The sequence below is a fragment of the Micromonospora sp. RL09-050-HVF-A genome, assembly GCF_019374995.1.
GTDB classification, from domain to species: Bacteria; Actinomycetota; Actinomycetes; order Mycobacteriales; family Micromonosporaceae; genus Micromonospora; species Micromonospora antibiotica.
Genome location: NZ_JAGKQP010000002.1, coordinates 1,895,413 through 1,906,938, shown reverse-complemented (window position 1 = coordinate 1,906,938; position 11,526 = coordinate 1,895,413). Strand labels below are relative to the sequence as shown.

Genomic DNA, 11,526 nt, shown 5'->3' with positions numbered 1-11,526 from the left:
CCACCATCCATCCGAGCAGAGGGGACCCCATGACCGACACCAGCCCGGTGGCGGCGTTCTTCGCCGCCTGTGACGCCGACGACCTGGACGCCGCCGCCGACTGCTTCGCCCCCGACGGGGTGTGGATCGTCGCCGCCGGCCCCGAACCGGGCCATACCTACCACCGCAAGGAGATACCCGGGTTCCTGGCCGAGATCATCGGTAAGCGCGACGAACTCGACGCCGCCGGCGCCCGGATGGTGTACGGCGAGCGCGTCGTCGTGGCGGACCGGGAGTTCCTGGAGTTCCGCTGCGAGTCCGCGACCGGCGAGGTGCTCGAGCGAGGCGTGGACGTGTTCACGCTGCGCGACGGCAAGATCCTGGTCAAGGACGTCTTCCGCAAGGCCTGACCCCCCACCACGGAAAGAGGCGACCATGTACGACAACCTCCACGAGATCCTCACCTCGTTCGGCGCGGACATCGACTTCGAGGACCCGAAGCTCGGACAGAGCGGGTGGTACAAGGCGGACCTGGTGGTCCCGGACGAGGGCCGGGTGGGCACCGTCGACGGCGGGTACCGGCTGGTCATGCACCGTGGGTCCGACGGGATGCCGATGGTGCACCTGTCGGAGACGCTGTCGTTCCCGCAGGGGGACGTGCACGTGCAGGCGTGGGCGGAGTTCCCCAACCTGAGCAACGGCAACTGGTTGTACTGCCCGGCGGTGGGGATCAGCGGGGAGCTGACCGGCCGGCAGGGGTTCCGCCAGTGGCGTCCGGTGGAGCTGGGCAAGCTCGCCGAAGCCAAGGTGATCTTCTATCCCAGCCCGACCCAGTGACGCCCGCCCGCCGCCGTCAGCCCTTCAACGGGTACGGGATGAAGGTGCTGCGGTTCTCGTCGAGATCGAGCCGGCCGCTGATCGGCGCGGCGGCCCGCTGCGGGCAGGTCATCCGCTCGCAGGTCTTGCACCCCGGGCCGATCGACGTGACGGCGTCGGCCGCGTACAGGTCGATGCCCCGGGAGTAGACCAGCCGGTCGGCGTGCCGGATCTCGCAGCCGAGCCCGATCGCGTAGACCTTGCCGGGCTGGTTGTAACCGCCGTGGTGCCGGGTGATGGTGCGGGCGATCCACAGGTAGCGCTGCCCGTCGGGCATCGCCGCCACCTGCACCACCACCCGGCCGGGCGCACCGAACGCCTCGTAGACGTTCCACAGTGGGCAGGTGCCGCCGGTGAGCGAGAACGGGAAGCCGGTGGCGGACTGGCGTTTGGACAGGTTGCCGGCCCGGTCGACCCGGACGAACGAGAACGGCACCCCGCGCGCCCGGGGCCGTTGCAGGGTGCTGAGCCGGTGGCAGATGGTCTCCCAGCCCATGGTGAAGTGCTGGGCGAGCAGCTCGATGTCGTAGCGGTGCTGTTCGGCCGCCGCCAGGAACGGCCCGTACGGCAGGATCAGCGCGGCGGCGAAGTAGTTGGCCAGGCCGACCCGGGTGAGGATCTGGGTCTGCGGGTCGTCGAACCGTTCCTCCTCCACGATCTCGTCGATCACGTCGGCGTACTCCAGCAGGGCGATCTGCGCGGCCATCCGCATCGCCTCCTGCCCGGCGCGCAGCGACGTCGACAGGTGCAGGGTGCGGGTCTGCGGCCGGTAGCGGTGCAGCTCGTCGCCGAGCAGGCTGGCGTCGTCGTGGCGGACCTGCACGCCGTGCCGTTGGGCGAGCCGGTCCTGCAACCCGGCCCGGACCTCGCCACGACGCAGGTCGATGGTGGCGGCCAGCCGCTCCGCCGCCTCGTCCAGATCCGGCACGTAGTTCTGCCGCCGGTAGAAGAACTCGGTCACCCGGTCGTGCGGGCTGCGCCCGACCGTTTCCCGGTCGCCCAGCAGCTCGGCGAGCTGCTCGTCGGCCTGCCGGTAGCGGCGGTGCAGGTCGAGGACGGCCTCGGCGACCTCGGGCAGCCGGGTGGCGAGTTCGGTGAGGTCGGCGACGCCCGGCCGGCCGGGCAGCGCCTCGCGCAGCCCGGCGACCAGCCGGGGCGTGTCCCGGGGCGCGAACACGGTCGGGTCGACGCCGAACACCTCGGTGATGCGCATCAGCACCGGCACGGTCAGCGGCCGGGTGTCGTGCTCGATCTGGTTGAGGTAACTGGGGGAGATGTTGAGCAGCCGGGCCAGCCGGGACTGGCTCAACGCCCGGTCCTCGCGCATCCGGCGCAGTCGGGCACCCGCGAAGGTCTTGCTCACCACGCTCACCTCCCCGCTGCTCTTTCAGCAGCCCAGCACCCCTTGGCAGAGTGCGAATATACCTGTTCGCAACTTCGCAGAACCGGGGGTGAACTTCTCAGAACTTGGCTTCTTCCGTCCCTCGACCACGTCCCGGACACCGTGTGACCGTGGGTGACACGCCGGCCGGGCGACGCGTTCGCACCGCCGGACGGCACGACGGTCCGGTGCCGGCGTCACGACATCCGAGGAGACGAGATCATGCAGAACGACGTGGAGCGGTTGCGTACCGAGTGGGAGACCGACCCCCGCTGGCAGGGGGTGCGCCGCAGCTACCGCGCCGAGGACGTGGTCCGCCTGCGGGGGGCCGTCCAGGAGGAGCACACCCTGGCCCGACGCGGGGCGGAACGGCTGTGGGAGCTGCTGCACACCGAGGACTACATCCACGCCCTGGGTGCGCTCACCGGCAACCAGGCCGTGCAGATGGTCCGGGCCGGGCTCAAGGCCATCTACCTCTCCGGCTGGCAGGTGGCCGCCGACGCCAACCTCGCCGGGCACACCTACCCCGACCAGAGCCTCTACCCCGCCAACTCGGTGCCCGCCGTGGTGCGCCGGATCAACAACGCGCTGCTGCGCGCCGGCCAGATCACCACCGCCGAGGGCGACGACGGCGGCGTCGACTGGCTCGCGCCGATCGTCGCCGACGCCGAGGCCGGCTTCGGTGGCCCGCTCAACGCCTACGAGCTGATGACCGCCATGATCGGGGCCGGCGCAGCGGGCGTGCACTGGGAGGACCAGCTCGCCGCCGAGAAGAAGTGCGGCCACCTGGGCGGCAAGGTGCTCGTCCCGACCGGCCAGCACGTCCGCACCCTGGAGGCGGCGCGGCTCGCGGCCGACGTGGCCGGGGTGCCGTCGGTGGTGATCGCCCGCACCGACGCGCAGGCCGCCACCCTGCTCACCACCGACGTGGACGAGCGGGACCGGCCCTTCGTCACCGGCGAGCGCACCGCCGAGGGGTTCTACCGGGTGCGCAACGGCATCGAGCCGTGCATCGCCCGAGGGCTGGCCTACGCCCCGCACGCCGACCTGCTGTGGATGGAGACCTCCACCCCCGACCTGGAGGTGGCCCGCCGCTTCGCCGAGGCGGTCAAGGCCGAGTACCCGGACCAGCTCCTCGCCTACAACTGCTCGCCGTCGTTCAACTGGCGCAAGCACCTCGACGACTCGACCATCGCGAAGTTCCAGCGCGAGCTCGGGCACCTGGGCTACCGGTTCCAGTTCATCACCCTGGCCGGCTTCCACGCCCTCAACTACTCGATGTTCGACCTGGCCCGGGGCTACGCCGCCGACGGCATGTCCGCCTACGTGGCGTTGCAGGAGCGGGAGTTCGCCGCCGAACCGGCCGGCTACACCGCCGTCAGGCACCAGCGTGAGGTCGGCACCGGCTACTTCGACCTGATCAGCACCGTGCTCAACCCGGCCGCCGAGACCACCGCCCTGCGCGGCTCCACCGAAGAGGAGCAGTTCGCATGAGGTACGAGATCATCGGAGCGCTGGCCGACCGGTTCGACGAGGTCCTCACCCCCGGGGCGCTGGAGTTCCTGGTGGCGCTGGACAGTGAGTTCGCCGCCCGCCGGGTGGCCCTGCTGGACACCCGCCGGGCCCGCCGCGACCGCTACGCCACCGGTCAGTTCCCCGACTTCCTGCCGGAGACCGCCGCGATCCGGGCCGACCCCGACTGGCGGGTGGCCCCGCCCGCACCCGGCCTGCTCGACCGGCGGGTCGAGATCACCGGACCGACCGACCGCAAGATGACAGTCAACGCGCTCAACTCCGGGGCCCGGGTGTGGCTCGCCGACTTCGAGGACGCCACCGCCCCGACCTGGCACAACGTCATCTCCGGCCAGCTCAACCTGATCGACGCGCTGGACCGGCGCATCGACTTCACCGACCCGCGCGGCAAGCGGTACGCCCTCGGCGCTGACCTGGCCACCATCGTCGTGCGGCCGCGCGGCTGGCACCTGGTGGAGAAGGGCATCGTGGTGGACGGCCGGCCCATCTCGGCCAGCCTGGTCGACTTCGGGCTCTACCTGTTCCACTGTGCGCAGCGGCAGCTCGACGCGGGCGCCGGACCGTACTTCTACCTGCCGAAGCTGGAGGGTCACCGGGAGGCGCGGCTGTGGAACGACGTCTTCGTCTTCGCCCAGCAGCGCCTCGGCCTGCCCCGGGGCACCATCCGGGCCACCACGCTGATCGAGACGATCACCGCCGCCTTCGAGATGGAGGAGATCCTCTACGAGCTGCGGGAACACTCGGCGGGGTTGAACGCCGGCCGGTGGGACTACATCTTCAGCGTGATCAAGAACTTCGGGCAGTGGCCGGACTTCGTCCTGCCGGACCGGTCCGAGGTCACCATGACGGTGCCGTTCATGCGCGCGTACACCGAGCTGCTGGTGGCGACCTGCCACCGGCGCGGGGCGCACGCGATCGGCGGGATGGCCGCGTTCATTCCGAGTCGGGACCCGCAGGTCAACGAGGTGGCCCTCGACCGGGTCCGGGCGGACAAACGGCGGGAGGCCGGCGACGGGTTCGACGGCTCCTGGGTGGCCCACCCGGGCCTGGTCGAGACCTGCCGTCGGGAGTTCGACGCGGTGCTGGGTGACCGCCCGCACCAGCTCGACCGGCTGCGCGACGACGTGGCCGTGACCCCCGCCGACCTGCTCGCCGTCGACAAGACCCCGGGCCAGGTCACCACCGCCGGGGTGCGGGCCAACATCGCCGTCGCCGTGCGTTACGTCGACGCGTGGCTCGGCGGCACCGGCGCGGTGGCACTGGGCAACCTGATGGAGGACGCGGCCACCGCCGAGATCGCCCGCTGCCAGGTCTGGCAGTGGCTGCACCACGGCACCCCGCTGGCCGACGGCGGCTGCGTGACCGAGGAGCTGGTCCGGTCGATCCTCGCGGCGGAGCTGGCCGCCCTGGTCGACGGGCGGGTGGGCGCCAACCGGGACCGCGCCGAACGGGCCGCCCGGATCGTCGAGGACACCGCTCTCGGCGAGGACCTGCCGGCGTTCTTCACCACCGGCGCGTACGCCCGGCACTTCGGTCCGACCCGGCGGCCCGTGCCGGTGGGCTGACCCGCCACCGCGCGGCCGGGAGGGGCCTGGCCCCTCCCGGCCGGTGCCGGCCCGGCGGCGCTGACCCGCCGCCCGGTGGGGCGGGGGCCGGAACGTCGGGGCCCGGTGGGGCGGCGGCCGGAGTGTCGGGGCCCGGCCCGGCGGGCGGAATCCGGTGGGGCAGCAGGCGGTGCCGCCCACATGGGATCGTGGGCCGGGTATCCATCCCGGTCACGATCCCAGGAGGTTGGCGGATGAATCCGGTCGGGGCCGACGCGGTGCCCGAGGGGACGGTGGGCTGGGCCGGCGGCACCTTCGCCAATCCGGTGCTGGCCGGGTTCCACCCCGATCCGAGCGTCTGCCGGGTCGGCGACGACTACTACCTGGCGTGTTCGAGCTTCGAGTACTTCCCCGGGGTGCCGCTGTTCCACAGCCGGGACCTGGTGCACTGGGAGCAGATCGGCAACGTGCTGGACCGGCCGGGCCAGCTCACCCTGCCGGTGACGATGCCGTCGTCGGCCGGGGTGTACGCGCCGACCCTGCGCCACCACGACGGCCGGTTCTGGCTGATCGTCACGAACTGCGCCGACGGTGGCGGCACGCTGATCTGCACCGCCACCGACCCGGCCGGTCCGTGGTCGGACCCGGTCCGCGCCCTCGGAGTGGACGGCATCGACCCCGACCTGGCCTGGGACGACGACGGCACCTGCTGGTGCACCTACGCCGGGATCGCGCAGGTGCGTCTCGACCCGAAGACGGGCCACACCGTCGGCCCGCCCCGGCGGCTGTGGTCCGGTGCGCCGGGCGCGCAGGCCCCGGAGGCGCCGCATCTCTACCGGATCGGTGACCACTGGTACCTGCTGATCGCCGAGGGCGGCACCGAGCGCGGGCACGCCGTCTCGATCGCCCGCGCGGGCACGCCCGACGGCCCGTTCGAGCCGGGCCCGGCCAACCCGATCCTCACCCACCGGGGCACCCACCGGCCGATCCAGAACACCGGCCACGCCGACCTGGTCGAGGGGCCCGACGGGTCGTGGTGGCTGGTGCTGCTCGGCGTCCGCCCCGGCGGCGGCACCCCCGGCTGGCACGTGCTCGGGCGGGAGACGTTCCTGGCCCCGGTGACCTGGGTGGACGGCTGGCCTGTGGTCGGTGCGGTCACGCCGGAGATGGCCGCGCCGCCGTGGGCCGCGTACCCCGTCGCGCCGCCACCGGTGCGCGACGACTTCGACGCCGACCGGCTGCATCCCCGGTGGGTCTCGGTGCGGTCCCGGCCGGCCGACGTGTGGTCGTTGACCGAACGCCCCGGCTGGCTCACGCTGCGGGCCCGGGGCGCGTCGCCGGACGCACCGGACGTCACGTTCGTCGGCCGCCGCCAGCAGCACCCGTCGTGCCAGGTCCGCACCCTGCTCGACCCGGCCGACGGGCACGGCGGTCTGGTGGTACGCCTCGACGAGCGGCACCACTACGACATCGAGGCGGGCGGCGGTGAGGTACGGGTCGTGGCGCGGATCGGGTCGGTGCGGTCGACGCTCGCCACCCGCCCGGTCGGGGCCGGCCCGGTCCGGCTGCGGATCGAGGTGCTCGCCCCGTCGCCCGGCGACTGGCACCCCGCCAAGGAACCCGACCTGCTCCGGCTCGGCGTCGAGCAGCCGGACGGGGCCTTCGACGTGCTGGCCGAACTCGACGGCCGCTACCTGTCCACCGAGGTCGCCGGCGGCTTCACCGGCCGGGTCATCGGCATGTACGCCGCCCGGGGCGACGTCGCCTTCGACTGGTTCGACTACGAGCCGTGCTAGCCGCCCACGCCGGGCGTGCGCCGGGCGTGCGCCGGGCCGCCGGTGCCGGGCGGACCGGGTTATCCTGGTCCGGTCGACCAGGCAGGGCACGGTTCGACCAGGCAGCTGACAGTTCGACCAGGGCAGGGAGCAGATCGTGGCAGGTGACGACGACATCTCCGGGTGAACACCCGGCTGCGGTGACCGACGGCGGATGACCGCCCCGTCGCGTCGCCCCTGTCGTCCTGCCCTGTTCACCCCGGGCAGCGCCCGCGCGCCCGGATCACCTGTCTCCGAGGTTCACCATGTCCGACAGTCACGTCGTCTGCTCCCACCTGTCCTTCTCCTGGCCGGATGACACCCCGGTCGTCGAGGACCTGTCGTTCTCCGTTCCCGGCGGCCGCACCGGTCTGGTCGCGGCGAACGGCGCCGGCAAGTCCACCCTGCTGCGGCTCATCGTCGGCGAGCTGCGTCCCACCGCGGGCAGCGTCACCGTCGAGGGGGTGCTGGGCTACCTGCCGCAGCACCTGCCGTTCGCGACGCGGCAGACCGTCGCCGAGGTGCTCGGGGTCGACCGCGTCGTCGCCGCGCTGCACGCCATCGAGGCCGGTGACGCCGCCGAGGAGCACTTCGCCACCGTCGGCGATGACTGGGACGTCGAGGACCGCACCCGGGTCGCCCTCGACCGGCTCGGCCTGACCGGGGTGACGCTGGACCGCCGGCTCGGCACCCTCAGCGGCGGCGAGGTGGTCTCCCTCGGCCTCGCCGCCGAACTGCTCAAACGGCCCGACGTGCTGCTGCTCGACGAGCCCACCAACAACCTCGACCGGCCGGCGCGGGAACGACTGCTCGCCGTGCTGCGGTCCTGGCCGGGCACGCTGCTCGTGGTCAGCCACGACCGTGCGCTGCTGGACGAGATGGACCGCATCGCCGCCCTCGACCACGGCGGGATCCGCCTTTTCGGCGGCAACTTCACCCACTACGAGCAGGTGGTACGGGCCGAGCGGGAGGTCGCCGAGCGGCAGGTGCGTCAGGCCGAGCAGGACGTGAAGCGGCAGAGGCGGGAACTCCAGCAGGCCCGCGAGCGGGCGGCCCGCCGGGCCTCGACCGCCGCCCGGAACCTGTCCGACGCGGGGCTGCCCCGGATCGTCGCCGGCAACCTCAAGCGGGACGCGCAGGTGTCGGCGGGCAGGGCCGACGACGTGCACACCGCCCGGGTCGCCGACGCCCAGAACCGGCTGGACCAGGCGGGCGGGGCGGCCCGCCGCGACGACCAGCTCGTCCTGGACCTGCCCGACACCACGGTGCCCGCCGGGCGCACGGTCTTCGCCGGCCACGCGATGCGGGTCGGCTACGCGGGTCGGCCGGTCTTCGCCGGTGACGGGGTCGACCTGACTGTCCGGGGGCCCGAACGGATCGCCCTGACCGGGCCCAACGGTGCGGGCAAGTCGACGCTGCTGCGGCTGGTCGGTGGTCGGCAGGAGCCGGACGCGGGCACCGTCGCGCGGGCGTCGGGGCGGGTGGCGTACCTGTCGCAGCGCCTCGACCTGCTCGACCCGGCCCGTACGGTCGCGGAGAACCTCGCCGGGTTCGCGCCGTCGAGGACCGAGGCGGAGCGGATGAACCTGCTGGCCCGGTTCCTGTTCCGGGGTGCCCGTGTCCACCTGTCGGCCGGCGTGCTCTCCGGCGGTGAGCTGCTCCGCGCCACCCTGGCCTGCCTGCTGTCCGCCGAGCCGGCACCGCACCTGCTGCTGCTCGACGAGCCCACCAACAACCTGGATCTGGTCAGCGTGGCGCAGTTGGAGAGCGCGCTGCTGGCGTACCGGGGGGCCTTCGTGGTGGTCAGTCACGACGACCGGTTCCTGGCCGGGATCGCCGTGGACCGGTGGCTCCGGCTGGCCGACGGCCGGCTCACCGAGACCGGGCCGCCGCGCTGACCCGGCCCGGAGGCCCGAGGCAGGGGAGCCGTCGCGACAGGGCAAAAATAGACGTTCGTCCATGGTAAAAAGAGGGCGCACTGCTACTGCTACGGGGAGGTAACCGTGCGTCACCTTGTCATGCGAACAGTTCGCAGTCGTCCGGCCCGGTGGTCGTTGGCCGTTCCGGTGGTGGCCGCCTGCGTGGCGGCGGCCCTGGCCGGCCCGCCGGCGGCCCAGGCCGGGCCGGGCTGTCCGGCGGGAGCGATCATGAACGTGGTCGCCCACCAGGACGACGACCTGCTCTTCCTCAGCCCGGACCTGCTGCACGATGTACAGGCCGGCCGCTGCGTCCGGACGGTCTTCGTCACGGCGGGCGACGCCGGCCGGGACGGCACCTACTGGGGCGGCCGGGAGACCGGGGCCAAGGTGGCGTACGCCCAGATGGCCGGGGTCGCCAACACCTGGACCCAGGCGGACGCCGGCATCAGCGGGCATCCGATCCCGGTCTTCACGCTCACCGGCAGGCCCACCGTCTCGCTGGTCTTCCTCCGGCTCCCGGACGGCTATCCCGGCGGCACCGGGCACCCGAACACCGGTTCGCAGAGCCTGCAGAAGCTCTGGCTCAACGGCATCTCCACGATCACGTCGCTGGGCGTCGGCACGTCCAGCTACAGCCGGGCCGGCCTGATCAGCACCCTGGCCGGGCTGATGGCCGCCTACCAGCCGACCGCCGTCAACACCCAGGACCACGTCGGCGGGTTCGGCGACGGTGACCACAGCGACCACCACGGCGCGGCCTACTTCGCCCAGGCCGCCGAGCAGGCGTACGTCGGGTCGCCCACGTTCACCGGCTACCACGATTACAAGATCAAGAACTATCCGGCGAACCTGGGGTCGACCGACGTCGCCGGCAAGTCCGCCGCCTTCTTCGCCTACGGCCAGTACGACGACGGGGCCTGCACCAGCCTGCCCACCTGCGCCGGCTACGACTACCCGGCCTTCCTCCAGCGGCAGTACAAGGTCCTCGGCCCCAACCTGGCCCGGACGGCCACCGTCACCGCGACCAGCCAGGACACCGGCAGCGGGCAGACGGCGGCCAAGGCCGTCGACGGGGTGATCGCCGGCTGGCCCGACGACCCGACCCGGGAGTGGGCGACCGTCTTCGGCGGGGTCGGCACCCAGCTCACCCTGAGCTGGTCGGGCCCGCGCACCGTCCGCCGGGTCGTCCTCTACGACCGGCCCAACCCCAACGACCAGATCACCGGCGGCACCCTGCTGTTCAGCGACGGCACCTCCACGGCCGTCGGCGCCCTGGACAACGGCGGCGGCCCGACGGAGGTCATCCTCCCGGCGGCGAAGACGGTGACCAGCGTCACGCTCACCGTCACCGGGGTCGGCGGCGGCACCGTCAACGTCGGCCTCGCCGAGATCGAGGTGTTCGGCAACGCCGGCCCCTGAGCGGACGGCCGAGGCCCGGTCCGGTGGGGGTGTGTGACCACCGGACCGGGCCCCGGCCGCGCCGGTCAGAAGTCGTCGTCGAAGGTGACGCTGCCGCTGACCCCCACCTGGTACGCCGACACCCGCCGCTCGAAGAAGTTCGACAGCTCCTGCACGTCCTGTAGCTCCATGAACGCGAACGGGTTCTGCGCGCCGTAGCGTGGCGCGATGCCGAGCTGGGTGAGCCGCCGGTCGGCGACATGCTCCAGGTAGGCCCGCATGTCCGTGAGCGACAGCCCCGACACGCCCTGGTCGAGCAGGTCCTCGGCGAACTGCACCTCACACTCGACGGCCTCGGCGAGCATCTCGGTGACCTGCCGTTCCAGGTCGGCGTCGAACAGGTCCGGCTCCTCCCGCCGGGCGGTCTCCACCACGTCGAAGGCGAACGCCATGTGCATCGACTCGTCGCGGAACACCCAGTTGGTGCCCGACGCCAACCCGTTGAGCAGACCCCGGGACCGCAGGAAGTAGACGTAGGCGAACGCGCCGTAGAAGAACAGCCCCTCGATGCAGGCGGCGAAGCAGATCAGGTTGAGCAGGAACGCCCGCCGGTCCGCCCGGGTACGCAGCTCCCGCAGCTCGAAGACCGAGTCGATCCAGCGGAAGCAGAACTCGGCCTTGCGCCGGATCGACGGGATGTTCTCGATCGCGGCGAACGCGGCGAACCGCTCCTGCTCGTCGGGGACGTACGTGTCGAGCAGGTTCAGGTAGAACTGCACGTGCACGGCTTCCTCGAACAGCTGCCGGGACAGGTAGAGCCGGCCTTCGGGAGAGTTGACGTGCTGGTAGAGGTTGAGCACCAGGTTGTTGGCGACGATCGTGTCACCGGTGGCGAAGAACGCCACCAACCGGGACACCAGGTGCCGCTCGGCCGGGGACAGCCGCTCCAGGTCGGCCAGGTCGGAGTGCAGGTCGACCTCCTCCACCGTCCAGGTGTTGCGGATGGCGTCTTTGAACCGGTCGAAGAAGTGCGGGTAGCGCATCGGCCGCAGGGTGAGGTCCATGCCGGGGTCGAGCAGCAG

At 72.4% G+C, this 11,526-nt stretch carries 9 protein-coding genes; 7 read left to right on the top strand and 2 right to left on the bottom strand.

All coding sequences use genetic code 11. The features are described from left to right. The first annotated feature begins 29 nt into the window (after positions 1–29). Both J7462_RS08380 and J7462_RS08375 read left to right on the top strand, forming a co-directional pair. A complete protein-coding gene (locus tag J7462_RS08380) occupies positions 30–389 on the top strand; it encodes a nuclear transport factor 2 family protein (RefSeq protein WP_219463246.1) in 360 nt (119 codons plus the stop codon). Positions 390–414: 25 nt separating this feature from the next. Beyond that, positions 415–816, top strand: a complete 402-nt coding sequence (locus J7462_RS08375) for a hypothetical protein (protein WP_219463245.1) — start codon at positions 415–417, stop codon at positions 814–816. 16 nt (positions 817–832) lie between these two features. Here J7462_RS08375 and J7462_RS08370 read toward each other — a convergent pair whose 3' ends face one another. Then, on the bottom strand, positions 833–2,218 hold the full coding sequence (locus J7462_RS08370) for a short-chain fatty acyl-CoA regulator family protein (protein ID WP_308290816.1): 1,386 nt from the start codon (positions 2,216–2,218) through the stop codon (positions 833–835). Between the two features lie 240 nt (positions 2,219–2,458). Between J7462_RS08370 and aceA the strand changes: the two genes are divergently transcribed. From aceA to J7462_RS08345, 5 genes are all read left to right on the top strand, one after another. Beyond that, the gene (aceA, locus tag J7462_RS08365) at positions 2,459–3,730 is read left to right on the top strand and encodes an isocitrate lyase (protein ID WP_219463241.1); all 1,272 of its coding nucleotides are present in this window, start codon (positions 2,459–2,461) and stop codon (positions 3,728–3,730) included. Next, positions 3,727–5,334, top strand: a complete 1,608-nt coding sequence (gene aceB, locus J7462_RS08360; RefSeq protein ID WP_219463239.1) for a malate synthase A — start codon at positions 3,727–3,729, stop codon at positions 5,332–5,334. The genes aceA and aceB overlap by 4 nt, the downstream gene beginning before the upstream one ends. Before the next feature lie 233 nt (positions 5,335–5,567). Further along, positions 5,568–7,109: a glycoside hydrolase family 43 protein gene (locus tag J7462_RS08355; protein ID WP_219463236.1), complete on the top strand. Its 1,542-nt coding sequence runs from the start codon at positions 5,568–5,570 to the stop codon at positions 7,107–7,109. Positions 7,110–7,393: 284 nt separating this feature from the next. After that, entirely contained in the window at positions 7,394–9,025 is a 1,632-nt protein-coding gene (locus tag J7462_RS08350) for an ABC-F family ATP-binding cassette domain-containing protein (protein WP_219463234.1), read from the top strand. Between the two features lie 120 nt (positions 9,026–9,145). Beyond that, on the top strand, positions 9,146–10,465 hold the full coding sequence (locus tag J7462_RS08345) for a PIG-L family deacetylase (protein ID WP_219463233.1): 1,320 nt from the start codon (positions 9,146–9,148) through the stop codon (positions 10,463–10,465). 65 nt (positions 10,466–10,530) lie between these two features. Here the strand turns inward: J7462_RS08345 and J7462_RS08340 are convergent, their stop codons facing one another. After that, a complete protein-coding gene (locus J7462_RS08340) occupies positions 10,531–11,508 on the bottom strand; it encodes a ribonucleotide-diphosphate reductase subunit beta (RefSeq protein ID WP_255598333.1) in 978 nt (325 codons plus the stop codon). Positions 11,509–11,526 lie beyond the last annotated feature (18 nt).

Bases quoted from the DNA above. Each gene is read 5' to 3' on its own strand.
- J7462_RS08380 (WP_219463246.1), top strand. From the start codon at position 30: ATGACCGACACCAGCCCGGTGGCGGCGTTCTTCGCCGCCTGTGACGCC.
- J7462_RS08375 (WP_219463245.1), top strand. From the start codon at position 415: ATGTACGACAACCTCCACGAGATCCTCACCTCGTTCGGCGCGGACATC.
- aceA (WP_219463241.1), top strand. From the start codon at position 2,459: ATGCAGAACGACGTGGAGCGGTTGCGTACCGAGTGGGAGACCGACCCC.
- aceB (WP_219463239.1), top strand. From the start codon at position 3,727: ATGAGGTACGAGATCATCGGAGCGCTGGCCGACCGGTTCGACGAGGTC.
- J7462_RS08355 (WP_219463236.1), top strand. From the start codon at position 5,568: ATGAATCCGGTCGGGGCCGACGCGGTGCCCGAGGGGACGGTGGGCTGG.
- J7462_RS08350 (WP_219463234.1), top strand. From the start codon at position 7,394: ATGTCCGACAGTCACGTCGTCTGCTCCCACCTGTCCTTCTCCTGGCCG.
- J7462_RS08345 (WP_219463233.1), top strand. From the start codon at position 9,146: ATGCGAACAGTTCGCAGTCGTCCGGCCCGGTGGTCGTTGGCCGTTCCG.
- J7462_RS08340 (WP_255598333.1), bottom strand. From the start codon at position 11,508: ATGGACCTCACCCTGCGGCCGATGCGCTACCCGCACTTCTTCGACCGG.